Source organism: Actinomadura nitritigenes, assembly GCF_017573545.1.
In the GTDB taxonomy this organism is placed as follows: Bacteria; Actinomycetota; Actinomycetes; order Streptosporangiales; family Streptosporangiaceae; genus Spirillospora; species Spirillospora nitritigenes.
On the sequence record NZ_JAGEOK010000044.1, the window covers coordinates 19,594 to 37,312 of the forward strand.

A 17,719-nucleotide genomic window follows, 5' to 3' on the forward strand; every position below is an offset into this window, starting at 1 on the left:
CCCGTCCGGGCTCGCAGCCGACGGCCTGCCTGTACTCCGCTTCTCCGGCGCCAGGGCCACGTACGGTTCAGCCGGCCAGGGCCTCGCGGTGGACGGCGTCCGCACTGATGTCGTCGGGGGCCGCCTGGGACTGCAGTTCGGCCTCCACGCGTGCGTGGTAGCGGGCGACTTCCCGGTCGATGTCGTCCTGATCCCAGCCGAGCAGCGGTGCGACGAGGTCGGCGGCCGGGCGGGCGGCGGCCAGCCCCCGGTCGGGCTCTTCGATCGAGATGTGGGTTCGCCGGGTCAGGAGGTCGTCGAGGTGGAGGGCGCCCTCGGCGAGGACCCCGTAGTAGATCTCGGCGTTGAGGTACGACTCCGCTCCCTCGACCGGTTCGCCGAGCCGCGGTCGTTCGGCGATCAGGTCGAGCAGCTCGCCCGTGAGCGACCCGTAGCGCCGGAGCAGATGCTCCACCCGCCGCACCGGAAGGCCGCTCACACGGGCGTGCAGGCCGCGCTGGTTCCAGGCCGCAACGTAGCCGTCCGCGCCGAGTAGCGGGAGCCGGTGGGTACAGGACGCCGGTGTCCGCCCCGCACGGCCACGGACCGCGGCGTCCACCGCATCCTTGGCCATCACCCGGTAGGTCGTGTACTTCCCGCCGGCCACCACGGTGAGCCCCTCGACAGGATCCGCCACGGCGTGTTCGCGGGAGAGCTCGGCGGTCTCGTCGGTGCTCCCGGCGAGCAGCGGCCTCAGGCCGGCGTAGACGCCGACGATGTCCTCACCGCTGAGCGGCTTCCTCAGCAGCCGGTTGGCGTGGTCGAGGAGGTAGTCGATGTCACGCTGGCTCGCGGCCGGGTGCCGCAGGTCGAGGTCCCAGGGGGTGTCGGTGGTGCCGATGATCCAGTGTTCCCGCCACGGGATGATGAACAGGACGCTCTTCTCGGTCCGGCTGATGATCCCTGCGGAGGCCTCGATCCTGCCCTTCGGGACGAGGATGTGCACGCCCTTGGACGCCCTCACGTCGAAAGGCGTCCGCCCACCGCCCATCTCCCTGACCGCGTCGGTCCACACGCCGGCGGCGTTGATGGTGTGCCGTGCGCGCACCTCGAGATGCCGGCCCGTCTCCGAATCGCGGACCACGGCGCCCGCGACGCGCGGGCCCTCGTAGATGAACCGCTCCGCCTGCACGCCGCTGACGCAGAGCGCCCCGTAGTGCGCGGCCGTGCGGGCGAGGATCATCGTGTACCGGGCGTCGTCGACCTGGCCGTCGTAGTACTTCACCGCTCCGACGAAGACGTCGTCGCGCAGGCCGGGGAATTCGCGGAGAGCCTGCTTCTTGCTCAGATGGCGGTGGCCCGGGACACCGTGGCGGCCGCCCATGGTGTCGTAGAGGAGAACGCCGCTGCCGACATAGGGCCGCTCCCAGATCCGGTGCCGGAGCGGGTAGAGGAACGGCACCGGACGGGCGAGGTGGGGAGCGATGGTCCTGAGGATGAGGGACCGTTCCCGCAACGCCTCTCGCACGAGCGTGAGGTTGAGCTGCTCGAGGTACCGCAGGCCTCCGTGGATGAGTTTGCTGGAGCGGCTGGACGTGCCCGAGCCGAAGTCCTGCGCCTCCACCAGGCCGACGCGCAGGCCGCGGGTGACCGCGTCGAGCGCCGCACCGCAGCCCACCACGCCGCCGCCCACGATCAGGATGTCGAGGTCCGCCCCGGCCAGGTCCTCCAGCGACCGCCGGCGGTCCTCCGGTCCGAGGTCACGCGCTCGGTTCGCCATCACATCTCCACCCAGTCCAGCGTCCTGGCGACCGCCCGGCGCCATGTGTCACGAGCCGCGGTGCGGTGCTCCTCGGAGCATTCCGGGTGCCAGCGGCGGTCCTCGTGCCAGTTGTCACGAAGGTCGGCGGCCGACGCCCAGTGGCCGACGGCGAGGCCGGCCGCGTACGCGGCGCCGAGCGCGGTCGTCTCGGCGACGACGGGACGGCTCACCGGGACGCCGAGCAGGTCCGCCTGGATCTGCATGCACAGGTCGTTCGCGGTCACGCCGCCGTCCACCTTGAGGATCTTCAGCTCCACGCCGGAGTCCTTCTCCATGGCCTCGGCGACGTCCCGGCTCTGGTGGCAGATCGCCTCGAGGGTCGCCCTGGCCAGGTGCCCCTTGCGGCTGAACCGGGTCAGCCCGACCACCGCACCGCGCGCGTCCGGCCGCCAGTACGGGGCGAACAGGCCGGAGAACGCGGGGACGAAGTAGACGCCGCCGTTGTCGGGGACCTCGCGGGCGACGGACTCGATCTCCGCGGCGTCGCGGATGATCCCGATCTGGTCGCGCAGCCACTGCACCGCCGAGCCGGTGACCGCGATCGATCCCTCCAGCGCGTACACGGGTGGCTCGTCGCCGAACTGGTAGCAGACGGTGGTCAGCAGCCCGTTGCCGGACCTGACCAGGGTGGTGCCGGTGTTCAGCAGGAGGAAGTTGCCGGTGCCGTAGGTGTTCTTGGCCTCCCCCGGTTCGAGGCACAGCTGGCCGACCATGGCGGCCTGCTGGTCGCCGAGCACGGCGGTCAGCGGCACCGGTCCCTTCAGCGGCCCGTCACCGGTCGCCCGGCCGTGCCCGGACGGGACGGCGGACGGCCGGATCTCGGGGAGCATCGCCCGCGGGATGTCGAAGATGCGGACGAGCTCGTCGTCCCAGTCGAGTGTCTCCAGATCCATCAGCATCGTGCGGCTGGCGTTGGTCACGTCGGTGACGTGCACACCGCCGTCGACGCCACCGGTGAGGTTCCACAGCAGCCACGTGTCGAGGGTGCCGAAGACCGCGTCGCCCGCCTCGGCGTCGCGGCGGACCCCGGGGACGTTGTCGAGGATCCACTGGAGCTTGGCCGCGGAGAAGTAGGTGGCCGGAGGCAGCCCCGCCCGGTGCCGGACGAGCCGGCCGCGGTCGTCGGCCGCCATGGCGCCGACGAGGACGTCGGTGCGGGTGTCCTGCCAGACGATGGCGTTGCAGTACGGGCGTCCCGTCCGGCGGTTCCACACGACGGTCGTCTCGCGCTGGTTGGTCACCCCGAGCGCGGACAGGTCGCGCCAGGAGAGCCCGGTGTCCGCCATCACCTTCTCGATGACCTGCGCGGTGTTCCGCCAGATCTCGACCGGGTCGTGCTCGACCCATCCGGGCTTCGGCAGGATCTGCCGGTGCTCGAGCTGCTCGCCGGCGACGATGCGGCCGCCGTGGTCGAAGACGAGGAAGCGGGTGCTCGTCGTGCCGTGGTCGACCGCCGCCACGAAGTCACCCATGGCGCGTCTCTCCCGCCCCCAGGTCGTCCGCCTGCGGGGACACGGCGGTGCCCGTCCTCGACGACTCCTGGGCGGCGAGCGCGAAGGCGAGGACCTCGGCTCCCTGCTCGCCGGTCAGCGACGGCGCCGTGCCGTTGATGAGCGCGTCGACGAAGTGCTGCCCGGAGCGGTGGAAGCTGGTCTCCCAACCGGTGGGCATGTCCGAGAAGCCGCGGGTCTCCCCGTCGCGGTAGAGGACGACCGGCGGCGCGTCGAGCATCCGCCCGTGCCCGCGAGTGACCCAGATGACGCCCTTGGTCCCGGTGATCTCCACCCGGTCGTCCTGCGCGTACTGGACGGTGTGGAGCTGCAGCTCCGGGGAGTAGACGACCTCCAGGGAGCCGACCTGCCCGCCGGGGTGGCGCCATGAGACCACGGACGGGGAGTCGAGGACGCCCATCCAGGACCCGATGAAGGCGTGGACCCGGTCGGCAAGGCCGAGGAAGTGCCAGGCGATCGCGAACTTGTGGTGCCCGTCGTCGAAGACCAGTGGCCCGCCGCCGCACTTCTCCGGGTCGATCCGCCATGCCGACGCCGCGGCCGGGACCTCCCAGGCGGTCGGGCTCCATCCCGCGTTCGACTTGATGCGGATGCTCAGGACGTCGCCGATCTCGCCGTTCTCGACGAGTTCCTTCGCGCGCACCACCGGCGGGTAGAACACGAAGTTCTCGAACACCTTGAACGTGACGCCGTGCTCGTGGCCCGCCTTGACCATCATCAGCGCGTCGTCGATGGACAGGGCCATCGGCTTCTGCAGCGACACGTGCTTGCCGGCCGCCATCGCGTCGAGCGTGATGGGGACGTGGAGGTGGTGGGGCACGAGGATCTCGACCGCGTCGACGTCCGGACGCGCGAGCAGGTCGCGGTGGTCCTGGTAGCGGGCGCTCTCCGGGACTCCCCATGCAGCGCCCCGCATGGCGAGGTTGCCGGCGTCGGGGTCGGCGACGGCGACGATCGTCGCCTCGGGGTGGTCGAGGTATGCCTGGGCGTGCAGGTCCGAGATGCGGCCGCAGCCGATGATCCCCAGTCGGATCACTGTGCTTCTCCTAGATTGATGTGCGTCAGCCCTTGACCGCACCGGTGGTGATTCCGGCGATGAAGTGCTTCTGGAAGGCGATGAAGACGGCGATCGTGGGCAGGCTGGCCAGCACCGCCATCGCGGCCTGGGTTCCGTAGGCGATGGAGAACTGCCCCTGCAGGGACAGGATCCCGACCATCACGGTCCGCATCCCGTCCGAACGGGTGAACACCAGGGGGTAGAGGAAGTCGTTCCAGATGAAGGTGAACTGCAGCGTGGCGAGAGCGGCGAGCGCGGGACGCGCCACCGGCAGGATCACCGTCGTCAGGATGCGCGGCTCGCCGGCGCCGTCGATCAGCCCGGCCTCGCGCAGCTCGTCGGGCACCGAGCGGAAGAAGTTCCGCATGACGAGGGTGCACAGCGAGATGCCGTAGCCGCCGTGGACGATGATCATCGGCCACAGCGTGTCGTAGAGGCCGTTGACGTTGAACAGCTTGAACAGCGGGATCAGCAGGATCTGCGGCGGCACGAACAGGCCGGCGACGAAGAACAGCGTGATCAGGCCGGAGCCTCGCGGGCGGAGCTTGGCGACCACGTAGCCGACCAGGGTGCCCAGCACCACGGAGACGGCCGTGGCCGGGACCGTGACGAGGAACGAGTTGAGCAGGTAGGTGCGGGCGTTCCCGTCGGTCCAGGCCTTCAGGTAGTTGTCCGTGGTGAGGTCGCCGCTGGGGGCCCACAGCCCGTGCGCGGCGATCTGGGCGTTGGACTTGAAGGACGTCAGGACGACGCCGAGCACCGGCGTCAGGAAGCCGATGCCGAACATCAGCAGCAGCGCGACGGCCAGGACTCTGCCTCCGCGTTCGCGGTGGCGGCGCGACGTCACGTTCGGCCTGTCGATCGCCCGTCCGCTCGTGAGGACGGATGCGTCAGACATTCTGGGAATCCTCTCGGTTGGTCCAGGCGAAGAAGAGGCCGATGGTGACCAGGGTGATCACGAAGAGCACCACGGAGATCGCGCTGGCGTAGCCGAAGTCGTAGGTCTTGAAGGCGGTGCGGTAGACGAGGATGGCCAGCGTCTCGGTCTTGCGGAACGGGCCGCCCTCCGTCATCACGTAGACGATGTCGAAGCTCTTCAACGCGTTGATCATCGACAGCGAGACCACCACGGCGAACGCGGGCCGCAGCGCGGGGATGATCACGTGCCAGAGCCGCTGCCACCCGTTCGCGCCGTCCACCTTGGACGCCTCGACCAGTTCCTGCGGCACCCCGGTCAGTCCGGCGAGGAACACCACCATCGCCAGCGAGACCTGCTGCCAGCACCAGGCCAGCAGCACCGACCACAGTGCCAGCCGGGGGTCGGCGAGCCAGGCGTGCTGGAGCGATGCCAGTCCGACACGGCCCAGCGCCAGGTTCAGCAGCCCGTCCTCGGGCCGGAAGATCCAGAACCACACCTGCCCGACCACCACCAGGGAGAGCGCGAGCGGCAGGAAGAACAGGGATTTGATCAGCCGCTGCATCCGCCTGACCCGGGCCAGGCCCAGGGCCAGCGCCAGCCCGACCAGGGTGGGCACGACCACCGCGGCGGCCGTCCAGATGGCGGTGTTCTTCAGCGCCTGCCAGAAGTGCTCGTCGCCGGCCATGTCGCGGTAGTGCTGGAGGCCGATGAACTCGGCGGTGCCGCCGACGGCGTTCCAGTCGGTCAGGCTGTAGTAGAAGGAGTACAGGCCCGGGCCGACCACGGCGGCCACGTAGGCGATGAGGGGCACGGCCAGGAACGCGGCCGACCAGCCGATGCGTCGCGTCGACACTCCTTGTTCCTTCCTGTGGAGGTCATTCGAGGGCAGGGTGGGTGGCGGTGACGGCGCGGACCGCCGTCACCGCCAGTGCTGGACGACTCGTGTTTCGTGAAGACGGCTAGTTCTTCTTGAAGACGCCGTCCGCCGCCGACTGGGCCTCCCGCAGGTCCCCGTCGAGCTTGGACGGGTCGTCGACGAACTTCTGGATCACGTTCAGGCCCGGCTCCGACATCTCCGGCGGAGTGGCGAGGTCGTAGTTGAAGACGAACGTGGAGGCGTTCTGGACCTCCTTGGCCGCCTTGTGCATGACCGCGTTCTGCGACGACAGGTCGGCGTTCTTGTTCGGCGCGAGCGCGCCCTCGGCGAACGCCATCGCCTTCTGGACCTCCGGCCCGGACAGGCACTTCAGGAGGTCCTCGGCGGCGGTCTTGTTCGGCGCGGCGGTGGACATGGCCCATCCGTCCACCGGCCCCAGCGCGGCCTGCGGCACGCCAGGGGTGACCTCCGGGAACGGGAACATGTCGTAGCCCCCGACTGCGGGGATCTTGTTGCCGTCCCAGTAGCCGGTGATCCAGGTGCCGTTGAGGGTCATGGCGGCCTGCCCCTTGGCGACCATGTCCGCGGCGCCCTGCCAGTCGATGCCGTTCGGGCTGTCGTTGAAGTAGCCCTTGTCGAAGACCTCCTTCCACATCGAGAAGGCGGTCTTCACCTGCGGGTCGGTGTAACTGGCCTGGCCCGCCATGAGCTTCTGGCGGTAGTCGGGGCCGGCGGTGCGCAGAAGCAGGTAGTCGAACCAGAACTGCGCGGGCCACTGCTCCTTGGAGCCCAGGGCGAAGGGGGTGATCCCCGCCGCCTTGAGCTTGGCGGCGGCGGCCATCAGCTCGTCCCAGGTCTTGGGCATCGTGGTGATGCCCGCCTTCTTCATGACCTTCGGGTTGTAGAACATGCCGACGTAGTGGTAGTCGAACGGCAGAAGGTACTTGTGGCCGTTGTAGTCGGCGGACGCCTTCGACAGCGACTGCGGGATGACGTCGTCGAGCTTGTTCTTCGTCCAGACGTCGTCGAGGGGCGCCATGCGCTTCTGGTCGACGAGGTACTGCGTCTTGGCGCCGGCCCAGTAGGAGAACAGGTCGGGCGGGTTTCCGCCGGCGAGCTGGACGAGGATGGAGTCCTTGAACGCCTCGTGCTGGATCGGGCTGTTCTTGACGTCGTGCCCGGTCTCCTTGGTGCACAGCGGCACGATCGTCTTGAAGGCGGTGGAGCCGAGGCTGTCGCTGAAGTAGTGCGCCATGCTGACGGAGTTGCCGCCTGAACCTCCGGAGGCCGAGCCGCCGCAGCCGGCGAGGGCGAGCGGGGCCAGCACGGCGACCGCCGCGAAACCGGCCGCCCTCCACCGGCGACGAGTAGTCTTTCCTTGCATCATCCCTGAACCTCCGGGGGTGGTGTGGGGTGGGCACCGAACGTGACGGGGACGTGTCCACCCATTTCTTCTGTGATCCGCACCGCTGCGGCGAGGACCTGCTTTCCGAGTTCGTCGACCCTGGAGAGGCCGACGCGGGCCGCCGGGCCGGACAGCCCGATGCTGGCCACCGGCGTGCCGTACATGTCGAAGACCGGGGCGGCGACGCAGCGGACGTCGAGGTTGAGCTCCTCGTCGTCCACGGCGTAGCCGCGCTCCCGGACCCTCTCCAGGTCGGCGGCCAGCGCGTCCATCGACGTGATCGTCCGGATCGTGAAGCTCCGCAGCGGCTGCCGCACGACCCGCTCCAGCTCCTCGCCCGCCGCCAGGCAGTACAGCGCCTTGCCGGTGGCGGTCGCGTGGATGACCGGTTGCGCGCCGATCTCGGTCTCGACGGTGACGATGCCGCCGCCCTGGCGTTCCTGAGCGACGTAGACGGCTCCGGACTTGGTCCGCCGCGCCAGGTGCACCGCCTCTCCGGTCTGGCTGGAGAGCTCCCGCATCGTCCGCTGGGCGGTGGTGACCACGTCCAGCCCGCGCAGCAGCTGGCCCGCCAGCGACACCAGCTGCACCGAGGCGCGGTAGGCCTTGGTGTGCGGGTCCTGCTCGACGTAACCGCGCTCTTCGAGCATCCGCAGCAGCCGGTGGGCGTTGCCCTTGTCCTGGCCGGCGGCGCGGGCGATCGCGGTCACGCCCATGCCCTCCGCACTGCCCGCCAGGGTCTCGAGGATGTCCAGGCCCGACGCGAGCGCTCCGGCGGCGCGCGACCGCGCGCCCTCGCCCGTCGTGGTGGTGGTCGGCACTCGTCCGTCGCTCACGGTGCTCACTCCTCTTCTCCGCCTTCGGTAGGTGCTCCTACGGAGCCCTGTATGGCGGGCCTGAGTGTGTCAAAGTCGGCGCCCTGCGGGGCTTGGAGCACGTGCTCGGCGTTGAGCCGGCGCCACCCGCGCGCGGGCGCGGGCGGCGGCGTCCAGCGCTCGCGGCGCCGCTGGAGCACGTCGTCGGGGACGAGGAGGGTCAGCTCGCCCGCGGCGGCGTCGAGCCTGATGACGTCGCCGTCCTCCACCAGGGCGAGCGGGCCGCCGATCGCGGCTTCGGGCGCGACGTGGAGCACGACGGTGCCGTAGGACGTCCCGCTCATCCGCGCATCGGAGACGCGCACCATGTCGCGGACGCCCTGCTGCGCGAGCTTCTTCGGGATCGGGAAGGACCCCGCCTCGGGCATGCCGGCGGCGACCGGGCCGGCGTTGCGCAGCACGAGCACCGAGTCCGGGGTGACGTCCAGGTCGGGGTCGTCGATGCGCCGGGTCACGTCCTCGGGAGACTCGAACACCACGGCCGGGCCCTCGTGCACGGTCAGCTCGGACGTCGCGGCGGACAGCTTGATCACCGCGCCGTCGGGGGCCAGGTTGCCGCGCAGCACCGCGAGGGCGCGCGGCGGCCCCAGCGGCTCGTCCAGCGGACGGATCGTCGTCTGCCAGGACGGCGCCGGCTCGACCCCGGCGAGGCGGTCGCCGAGCGTGCCGCCCTCGATGGTCCTCGCCGAGAGGTCCAGCAGCGGCTCCAGCGTCTTCATCAGGACGGGCACGCCGCCGGCGCGGTGCAGGTCCTCCAGGTAGCCCGAGCCGGACGGCTTGCAGTCCACCAGCAGCGGGACCCGGCGGGCGATCGCGTCGAAGTCGTCGAGGGTCAGCTCCAGCCCGGTCCGTCCGGCGATGGCGAGCAGGTGGATGATCGCATTGGTCGACCCGCCGATCGCCATCAGCACGGTGACCGCGTTCCTGAGGCTGGCCTCGCTGATCAGTGCAGAGGGACGCAGGTCGGCCTTCGCGGCCGCCACCCCCAGGCGGCCCGCGGCCGACCCGGCGCGGAGCCGGTCCCCGGTGGCGGCCGGCGCGGTGGCGGTGCCCGCGGGGCTGAGCCCGAGCGCCTCGGCGACGCAGGCCATGGTGGACGCGGTGCCCATCACCATGCAGGTGCCGCCGGTGGTGGCCAGCGTGGACCGCACGTCCGCGATCTGCGCCTCGTCCAGCTCACCGGCCCGGTGCCGCGCCCACATGCCGCGGCAGTCGGTGCACGCCCCGAGCCGCTGCCCCTGCCAGGAGCTGGTGAGCATCGGCCCGGCGACCACCTGCACGGCCGGGATGTCCGCCGACACCGCGGCCATCAGCTGCGCCGGGACGGTCTTGTCGCATCCGCCGAGGAGGACGACGGCGTCCATCGGCTGAGCCCTGACCAGTTCCTCGGTCTCCATCGCCATGAGGTTGCGGAAGAGCATCGAGGTGGGCGACAGCAGGATTTCGGGCAGCGACATGGTGGGGAAAACCAGCGGCAGTCCGCCCGCCTCCAGGACGCCGCGCTTGACCGACTCGACGAGCTGCGGCATCTCCCGGTGGCAGGTCGTGTAGTCGCTGCTGGTGTCGGCGATGCCGACCACGGGGCGATCCAGGTCGTCGGCGTCGAACCCGGACGAGGCGAGGAACGCCCGCCGCAGGAACCTGCTGAAGCCCTCGTCGCCGTAGGAGGTGAGGCCGCGGTCGACGCCGCTCGGGCCTGCGCCGTTCGGGCCGGTCATGAGAGGCCCCCAAGGCGCATGCTCACGTACTTGGTCACGGTGTAGCCATCGATTCCTTCACTGCCGCCCTCGCGGCCGTGGCCGGACCGCTTGACCCCGCCGAACGGCGCCTCGGCCGTGGCGATGGTGAGGTGGTTGACCCCGACCATCCCGACCTCCAGTTCCTCGGAGGCGCGGAACGCGGTGGTCAGGTCGTCGGTGAAGACGAACCCGCCGAGCCCGTACGGGGTCGCGTTGGCGATCGAGACGGCCTCGTCGAAGGTCGCGAACGTGGCGATGGGCGCGATCGGACCGAACGGCTCCTCCTGCATCACCCTCATGTCGGCGCGCACCCCGGTGAGGACCGTGGGGGTGAAGTAGTACCCGGTCTCGTACTCCTCCGGCGCTCCGCCTCCGTGCTCCAGCGTCGCGCCGAGCGCGACCGCGTCCTCGACGAGGCCGGCGATCGCGGCGCGGCGGCCGGCGGTGGTCAGCGGCCCGACGTCGGTGGCGGGGTCCCGGCCGTCACCGAGGCGGAGCTTGCGGGTCTCCTCGACGAAGACCTCCGTGAACTGGTCGGCGACGGACTCGTGGACCAGGAAGCGGCTGGCGGCGATGCACACCTGGCCGCCGTTGCGGAACTTCCCCTGCGCGCAGATCGCGGCGGCCCGGCGAGCGTCGGTGTCGGGGAACACCAGGACGGGCGCGTGCCCGCCCAGCTCCATGGAGGTCGCCTTCATGCCCTGCGCGGCCAGCCCGGCCAGCTGGACGCCCACCGGGACCGACCCGGTGAGGCTCACCTTGCGGATCACGTCGGAGGCGATGAGGTGCCGCGACACGTCCGCCGGCTCGCCGGTGACCACGTTCAGCACGCCCGCCGGGAGCTCCGCCTTCTCCGCGACCTCGGCGAACAGCAGGGTGCTCAGGGGCGCCTCGATGGGCGCCATGACGACGATCGAGCACCCCGCGGCCAGCGCCGGGGCGATCTTCCGCGCGGTCAGCAGCGACGGGAAGTTCCAGGCCGCGAACGCCGCCACCGGCCCGATCGGCTCCCGCCGGACCAGGATGCGCGTGCCCGTGTCGTGCCCGTCGACGCTGCGGCCGTAGATGCGGCGGGCCTCGTCGGCGTACCAGTCGAACTGGTCGGCGGACGCGAGCACCTCGCCGCGCGACTGCGCCAGCGGCTTGCCCTGCTCGAGTGTCATCACCAGCGCGAAGCGGTCCGCGTCCGCGCGGATCGCCTGGGCGAACCGGCGCAGCGCGTCCGAGCGGTCCCAGGCGGATGCCGTTCGCCACCGCCGGAAGCCGGCCGCGGCCGCGGCGAGGGCGTCGTCGAGGTCCTGGGCGGTGGCGAGCGGGACGGCGGTCAGCTCGGTCTCGGTCGCGGGGTTCTCCACGGCCCGCGTCCGCCCGTCTCCGGACTCCCGCCAGGTGCCGTCGATGAACAGCAGCGAGGGGGGCAGGACATCCTTCGGGGCCGTGCCATCGGAGAACTGAGGGCGTTCCCCCGTCGTCGTCATCTCACAGTCCAATCTCGTGTCGGAGCCGTTGCGTGTCCTCGACCCAGTTGCCGACGTTCCAGCGGCCGTACGAAGGAAGCCCGCCGGCCGGGTCGTCGCCGAAGTAGACGGGGACGTGGACCAGCGACAGCCCCTCCTGCCGCCGGGCCTTCTCCAGCGCCTCGCGCAGGGACTCCCGGGTGTAGCCGCCGTGAAGCGCCGTGACGCCCTCCACCGATTCGGCCCACGCGACATAGTCGACCGCGACGCCGTCGGACGTGGCGTGGTCGCTGCCGTACTGCTCGAGCTGCAAGCTGGAGATGGCCGCCATCCGGCGGTTGTCGAGGACCACGATGCAGCCGTGGGCGCCGTGCGCCACCCCGTCGATCAGCACCTGCGGGTTCATGGTGAAGGAGCCGTCACCGGTCAGCGCGACGCCGTACCAGTTCTCGTCGCTGAGCGCGGTCGCCAGGACGGCGCTCGTGGCGAAGCCCATGTAGCTGGCACCGGCCTCCGTGAAGGACCGGCCCGGCTCCTCCTCGGACGACATCTGGAACCCGACCGCCTGGACGTCCCCGGCGTCGAAGAAGGTGACCGCGCCGCTGCCGTCCGCCCATTCGGTGACGGTCTGGATCGCGGCCGGCTGCGTCAGCACCTCGCGTCCCCACACGGGGTCGTGGAGGGTCGGTCGGTCGAGCCGGTCCTGCTTGACGCGTTCCCACTCTCGCCGGGCGTCCTGGCACTCGGCCAGCCAGGTGGACGGCCGGCCGTCCTCGCCTGATTCCGCCAGCTCGGCCCGGACGGCCTCGACCAGCGCGGCCAGCGTCTCCTGGGCGTCGCCGACGAGTGCCGTCGTCTCGTTGTAGTGGGTGGCGGCGTCCAGGTCCGCGTTGATGTTCACCACGTGGCGCACACGCGGGTACCCCGTGCGGGACGAGTCGGCCTGGCATACCGAGCGGGTTCCCACGGCGACCAGCAGGTCGGCGTTCTCCATGGCGAAGTTGCCGCTGAGGGAGCCCTTGGAGCCGCCCACCATCATCTGGCGCGGATGGCTCGCCGGCACGACGCCGAGGCTGACGGGCGACATGACGAAGACGGCGTCGACGAGATCGGCCAGCTCCTCCAGGCTCCGCCGGCAGCCCCGGGCCCCGCCGCCGACCTTCACCACGACACGCTCGGCATCGAGGAGGCGGCGCGCGGTCCGCCGGTAGTCGGTCGCGGCCGCACTCAGCCGCGGGGGGATCCCGGTCGGCAACTCGCGGAGGTTGAGGTCGGGGATGAGCTGCGGCTGCGTGTTGAGCGGAAGCAACAGGTAGAACGGGCCCGGCCGGTAAGGGTGGTCGACGGTGTTCAGGCCGCGACGCAGTGCGGTGGGCAGGGCGCGCGGGGTGTGCAGCGAATACGCCGGGCCCATGGCGGAGGCGAGCCGCAGGAAGAGCCCCTGTTCCGTCCGGGGTATCTGCTGCATGTTCGGGCCTTCGTCCTCGGTGGTCTCATCCCCGTAGAGGTGCCACACGCCCAAGCCGTCACTGCTGGCGACCAGTGACCCCGCCATCGCCTGCAACGCACCGGGTCCGATGGAGGTGACGACCGCCGCCTTCTCGCCCGTCACCCACCGCAGCGCCGCAACGGCGTGCGAGGCCTCCGTCTCGTGGCGCACCGCATAGGTCTGGACGAGCCCCGCGCCCTCGTACACGCGCAGCACCTCGGCCAACTCGGTCGACCCGTGCCCGAACACGACCACGAACTTGCTGACCTGCTGCCGGAGCAGACCGAGGACCACCGCCTCGGACAGTGTGGCGCTGACGCGCGCAGGGAGCGCCCCGCTGTCGAGCGCCTGCTCCACGCCGCCGGCTTCAGCAATGCTGCGAGCGCGTCGGGTTCGTTCTTCGGTGAGGTCATGTTCCATCGATCGAGTTCCCAGGGTCGGTGAGCGGCAGTGGACGGTGAAGTTACAACACTGATGTCCATTGCACAACACCTAGACCCCGCTTCACGGCCGCTTACGGGCCTCACAGGGATTGTTGTTGTCTATATGGCAACAAGCGACCTCTCGGCGGGGCCGCTCGCCACCCCGTTCGCAGCGAGCAGCGCATCCACCTGAGACAACGAACCGATCCCTCGCGACAACGTTGTTTCGAGCGTGAATGGCGACAGTCGCCCCTGCTACACCTCCGGACAACGCCTGTCCGGCCTTACGACACGCGCGCAGCCAACGCCGCCGACCCTCATTCCGGCAATCCACGGGCCGGGCCCGCAGCAGAGCGGCATCACTTCCCGCAGGTGTGCCGACGACTCGTTTCACGCGTCCGAAAATGACGCCGACCTGGGCGGCCGGTACCGTCCAGGTCACCAGCGACGACGCGTCCACCGCAACGACGTCCCGAAAGCGCTTGTGACCAGCACGGCTGGAAAAGGCTCAGTGCTCTTGCTGTCGGCCTTTACCAGGCCGCCTGTATCCGGGGCCATACGGTGGTTGCGGTGGCCGCCCTCCCGAAACGTCGCTCCAAAGCGGCCGCCTTGTCCGCCACGGCCTCGACCAGCGCCTCGGCACCGACCATCCGCAACAAGTCTGATCAGGATTCCAGAGCGTGCTCGCCCGTCCGGATTCAAGCTGACGGGCTGTAGGCGGTGATCCGGGCGCGTTGTTTGGGATTGTCGGTGGCTCAGCCGTCGAAGTCGGTCCAGGGGATTCCGAGTTGCCCCAGTGGCCGGAGGACGCTGCGGTGTACGGCACCGACCCACGCTGAGGTGTTCCCGTGCCGCTGGTCCGTCGTCTCGGCGATCATGCCGGGTGCGACGTAGAAGCGGGTGGAGTCGTTCGGCCAGCGCCAGGGCTCCCAGGGCACCGGCGTCAGCGCGGCTGTCAGCTTGTCGACGTGCTCGGCGGCCAGATCGGTGCGCAGGGCCTTGTAGGGCGCGTTGATCATGGCCTCGTACAGGGCGAACTGGAGCAGGAAGCCGCTCATCGGCCGGTGCTCCCGGCGCAGCTCGTACCCGTCCTGGTCGATCCATACCTCGGGGTCGGGGTGCGACGGATCGAACAGCCAGATGAATCCGCCCTGGCTCTCATCTCCGAAGGCGATCAGACCGTCGTGCCTCTCCCTCCACCTGTGGGGAGGCCGCAGGCGGTTCTGAACGCCGAGTAGCGCAGGCCGGTGTCGGGCCAGCCGATAGAACACGGCAAGCGGTTCTGGAACATCCCATGGCGCTGATGCGACGAGCTCGCCGAGGTCCTGGTAGGTCTCGGGGATCCAGCCCTCGACGAACCGCGTCAGCGCTTCCAGCGGATTCGCGGTCATGTGCGCGAGCCAGTCCAGGTTCGGCAATGTCTCGGGCTCGGCAGGCGGCCTGACCCGGTCCAGGAGTTCCGGGGCCAGTTCCGGCTCTATCGTCAGGGCTGCGTAGGTCAGACACCCATTTGCGTAGCCGGCCTGCACCGGCTTGCCGACTCCCAGGTATACACACCCTTCCGGCAGCCGGGTCAGGAGGTGCACTGGCCGCGCGTCCGAGCCCTTGGTCCAACTCCATTCGAGAGAGTCGGGGAGATATCCGAACAGGCGGACGCCGACGTCGTCAGCCAATGGTCCGTGAAGGTGGAACCGGCGGCCGTTCCGCACGCCGCTCACGTCCAGCCCGTCCAGCGGATCCGCGATGATCACCGTTGCGGCGTCGCCGAGCATGACGGAGGCCCCGTCAGTCTCGCAGCCGATGACGTTGCCGCCGGCCAGGCGTATCGCAGCGTCCTCGGTGAGCAGATCATTCGGGTTCACGGGCACCCAACGGACCCTACCGCCGTCGCCCTGGGAAGCTTCCGGACAGGTTCTACCGCGTGACCGAGCAGAGCGAGAGACGCGGAACAACCGGCCCCGCAAAAGGCGTGCTCGAATTTGATGGCCGACTTGAGATGCGGGCCGGAGATCGGGGGGTGGAGGTACCTGTTGGCATGGGGCCGAGCAAGTGCGTGGGGTGCGGCACGCAGTTGCCGGCTTGGGCGTCGCCGCGACGCAAGTGCTGCTCAGGGGTGCGGGGTGCGGCAGTATCGGACACCGCCTGTCGGGGTGTTCAGCCTGGTATGACTAAGAAGGCTAGATCCGGGGTCGGTTTGTGGGGGTCTGTGATTCGGGTGCTGCTCGCCGAGGACGTGCGGATCCTGCGCGAGGCGCTGGCCGGCCTGCTGCGGCTGGAGGACGACATCGAGGTCGTCGCGGAGATCGGGACCGGGGACGAGATCGTCGCGGCCGGCCTGGACGCCCGGCCGGACGTGGCGGTGGTCGACATCGAGCTGCCCGGCCGGGACGGGCTGAGCGCCGCCGCCGAACTGCACGAGCGGCTGCCGGATTGCCGAACGCTGGTCCTCACCGGGGTGGGTAGACCGGGCACGCTGCGCCGCGCCCTGGCGGCGCACGTCGCGGGCTTCATGGTCAAGGACGCGAAACCCGCCGAACTCGTGGCGGCGATCCGGACGGTGGCCATGGGCGGACGTGTGGTGGACCCGCAGCTGGCCTTCGCGGCGCTGTCGGTGCCGAGCAGCCCGCTCACCGAGCGGGAGGCCGAGGTCCTCTGGCTGACCGCACAGGGCGCCGAACCGCCGGAGATCGCCGCGCAGGTCGGCCTGTCGTACGGGACGGTGCGCAACTACCTGGCCTCGGCGGTGACGAAGCTCAACGCCCGCAACCGGGTCGACGCCATCCGGATCGCCGGCGAGGCCGGCTGGATCTAGGCCGCGGCGACTCGGGCGGTCGGCAGCTCGGCGACGAGGGCGAACCGGTCGCAGTCCCTGCGGACCTCCAGCGCGCCGCCGGCCTCCCGGCTTCGCGCCCGCAGGTTGTCCAGCCCGGTCCCGCGCCGGCCGGGGTCCGCCCGCCGTGCGCCGTCGTTGGACACGCTCAGCCGCAGCACGCCGCCGTCGAGCGAGGTCTCGATCTCGCAGCACCGGGCCCGAGCGTGCCGGACGATATCGGTCGCCGCCTCTCGCAGGACGATGGCCAGCAGCGACCCGGCCGGGCCGGACGGCTCGGCATCCAGGCGCATTCGTACCTCGACGCCCGCGGCCGACAGCATCGAGGCCGCCGCCTCGGCCTCCGCCCGCAGCGAGAACGCCGCCCGGCCGTCGGTGATCGACCGCAGCGAGGACAGCGCCTGCTCGGCGAGCGTCACCAGTTCGGCGAGATGGGTGCGCGCGGCGCCGTGCTCGCGGGGGTACACGTGGCGGAGTTGGAGGGCGGCGATGACCGGCACCAGGGTGAGCGCCTCGAGGTACTTCAGCGGGCCGGGCCCCGGCTTGTCCTGAGCCATGTTGGCCAGCATGGCGCCGAAGTAGTCGACCTCGAGGGTCAGCAGGACGAACCACGCCAGCCGCGGCGCGGTGCCGGCCAGGCCCGGCCGCGAGCGGACCGGGACGCTCGCCCGCACCGACGACGGCGTCACGTCGACCCTGCCGCCCAGCCCGTTGATCGGCGCGGTCGCGGCGGCGTCGAGCGTCACACGCCCGCCGGTCGCCCGTACGGTCAGGGACACCGAGCCGGTCAACTCGATCGAGCAGCGCTCCGGGGGTTCCCCGCGCAGGAGGTCCAGCACCGTACGGTGCAGCAGGGCGCTCAGCGCGGCGTCCACATCGGCGGGCAGCCGGACGGGCCCGGCGTCGATCTCGGTGGGCACGCCCGCCGCCGTCAGGACCGACCGGGCCGCCTCCAGCTCCTCGGCGAGCGGCCGCTGCTCCTGGTCGGCCGAGACCGTCCGCACCTCGGCCAGCGCGGTCCGCGCGGTCGCCACGATCCGCGCGACCTCGTCCCGGTCCGGTACGGCCTGCGCGCGCCGCCCCGCGCCGATGACGTGGGCCAGTCGCGCGCCCAGCGCGGCGTCGAGGCCGCGCGCGATTCGGAGCCGTTCCCGGGCGGTCTCCAGCGGCAGGAGCTCCGCCTGCGTCTCGCTCAGTTCCCGGGCGAGCCGGGCCAGCCGCACCATCGCGAAGAACCCCAGCGCCGTGGCGACGGTCGCCAGCGCGGTGAAGGCGACGTCCACTGGGCCGTCGGGGTCGCCCGCAGCCCAGGTGACCGCGAAGTCGCCCGCCGTGGC

13 protein-coding genes are annotated in these 17,719 nt (G+C 70.8%); 1 reads left to right on the forward strand and 12 read right to left on the reverse strand.

Annotated elements, in window-relative coordinates; translation table 11 throughout:
- Positions 1-67: 67 nt before the first annotated feature.
- The 11 genes from J4557_RS42975 to J4557_RS43025 all read right to left on the reverse strand — a co-directional run bounded on the left by J4557_RS42975 (position 68) and on the right by J4557_RS43025 (position 15,420).
- Positions 68-1,759 carry a glycerol-3-phosphate dehydrogenase/oxidase gene (locus tag J4557_RS42975; RefSeq protein WP_208272595.1) on the reverse strand — a complete coding sequence of 564 codons (1,692 nt, stop codon included), beginning with the start codon at positions 1,757-1,759 and terminating at the stop codon, positions 68-70.
- Positions 1,759-3,273, reverse strand: coding sequence for a glycerol kinase GlpK (gene glpK, locus J4557_RS42980; RefSeq protein WP_208272596.1), 1,515 nt, complete (start codon positions 3,271-3,273; stop codon positions 1,759-1,761). The genes J4557_RS42975 and glpK overlap by 1 nt, the downstream gene beginning before the upstream one ends.
- Positions 3,266-4,348, reverse strand: coding sequence for a Gfo/Idh/MocA family protein (locus J4557_RS42985; RefSeq protein WP_208272597.1), 1,083 nt, complete (start codon positions 4,346-4,348; stop codon positions 3,266-3,268). Before J4557_RS42985 ends, glpK begins: the two co-directional genes overlap by 8 nt.
- 25 nt (positions 4,349-4,373) lie before the next feature.
- Positions 4,374-5,267 carry a carbohydrate ABC transporter permease gene (locus tag J4557_RS42990; protein ID WP_208272598.1) on the reverse strand — a complete coding sequence of 298 codons (894 nt, stop codon included), beginning with the start codon at positions 5,265-5,267 and terminating at the stop codon, positions 4,374-4,376.
- On the reverse strand, positions 5,260-6,141 hold the full coding sequence (locus J4557_RS42995) for a carbohydrate ABC transporter permease (RefSeq protein ID WP_208272599.1): 882 nt from the start codon (positions 6,139-6,141) through the stop codon (positions 5,260-5,262). Before J4557_RS42995 ends, J4557_RS42990 begins: the two co-directional genes overlap by 8 nt.
- Before the next feature lie 106 nt (positions 6,142-6,247).
- The gene (locus tag J4557_RS43000; protein ID WP_208272600.1) at positions 6,248-7,552 is read right to left on the reverse strand and encodes an ABC transporter substrate-binding protein; all 1,305 of its coding nucleotides are present in this window, start codon (positions 7,550-7,552) and stop codon (positions 6,248-6,250) included.
- Positions 7,549-8,406: an IclR family transcriptional regulator gene (locus tag J4557_RS43005; RefSeq protein ID WP_208272601.1), complete on the reverse strand. Its 858-nt coding sequence runs from the start codon at positions 8,404-8,406 to the stop codon at positions 7,549-7,551. Before J4557_RS43005 ends, J4557_RS43000 begins: the two co-directional genes overlap by 4 nt.
- 5 nt (positions 8,407-8,411) lie before the next feature.
- On the reverse strand, positions 8,412-10,163 hold the full coding sequence (locus J4557_RS43010) for a dihydroxy-acid dehydratase (protein ID WP_208272602.1): 1,752 nt from the start codon (positions 10,161-10,163) through the stop codon (positions 8,412-8,414).
- Positions 10,160-11,662 carry an NAD-dependent succinate-semialdehyde dehydrogenase gene (locus tag J4557_RS43015; RefSeq protein WP_208272603.1) on the reverse strand — a complete coding sequence of 501 codons (1,503 nt, stop codon included), beginning with the start codon at positions 11,660-11,662 and terminating at the stop codon, positions 10,160-10,162. The genes J4557_RS43010 and J4557_RS43015 overlap by 4 nt, the downstream gene beginning before the upstream one ends.
- A gap of 1 nt (position 11,663) precedes the next feature.
- Positions 11,664-13,487 (reverse strand): thiamine pyrophosphate-binding protein, encoded by a 1,824-nt coding sequence (locus tag J4557_RS43020; protein WP_208272604.1) that lies wholly within the window; start codon positions 13,485-13,487, stop codon positions 11,664-11,666.
- Positions 13,488-14,307: 820 nt separating this feature from the next.
- Positions 14,308-15,420 carry a hypothetical protein gene (locus tag J4557_RS43025; RefSeq protein WP_208272605.1) on the reverse strand — a complete coding sequence of 371 codons (1,113 nt, stop codon included), beginning with the start codon at positions 15,418-15,420 and terminating at the stop codon, positions 14,308-14,310.
- Between the two features lie 338 nt (positions 15,421-15,758).
- Here J4557_RS43025 and J4557_RS43030 point away from each other — a divergent pair, with 338 nt between their 5' ends.
- Positions 15,759-16,364 carry a response regulator transcription factor gene (locus J4557_RS43030; RefSeq protein WP_208272606.1) on the forward strand — a complete coding sequence of 202 codons (606 nt, stop codon included), beginning with the start codon at positions 15,759-15,761 and terminating at the stop codon, positions 16,362-16,364.
- Here the strand turns inward: J4557_RS43030 and J4557_RS43035 are convergent.
- Positions 16,361-17,665 carry a sensor histidine kinase gene (locus J4557_RS43035; protein ID WP_208272607.1) on the reverse strand — a complete coding sequence of 435 codons (1,305 nt, stop codon included), beginning with the start codon at positions 17,663-17,665 and terminating at the stop codon, positions 16,361-16,363. The two genes, J4557_RS43030 and J4557_RS43035, sit on opposite strands and share 4 nt — an antisense overlap.
- Positions 17,666-17,719: the final 54 nt, after the last annotated feature.

Excerpts from the sequence above, each read along its gene's own strand:
- J4557_RS42975 (WP_208272595.1), bottom strand. The coding sequence starts at position 1,759 with ATGGCGAACCGAGCGCGTGACCTCGGACCGGAGGACCGCCGGCGGTCG.
- glpK (WP_208272596.1), bottom strand. The coding sequence starts at position 3,273 with ATGGGTGACTTCGTGGCGGCGGTCGACCACGGCACGACGAGCACCCGC.
- J4557_RS42990 (WP_208272598.1), bottom strand. The coding sequence starts at position 5,267 with ATGTCTGACGCATCCGTCCTCACGAGCGGACGGGCGATCGACAGGCCG.
- J4557_RS43000 (WP_208272600.1), bottom strand. The coding sequence starts at position 7,552 with ATGATGCAAGGAAAGACTACTCGTCGCCGGTGGAGGGCGGCCGGTTTC.
- J4557_RS43010 (WP_208272602.1), bottom strand. The coding sequence starts at position 10,163 with ATGACCGGCCCGAACGGCGCAGGCCCGAGCGGCGTCGACCGCGGCCTC.
- J4557_RS43015 (WP_208272603.1), bottom strand. The coding sequence starts at position 11,662 with ATGACGACGACGGGGGAACGCCCTCAGTTCTCCGATGGCACGGCCCCG.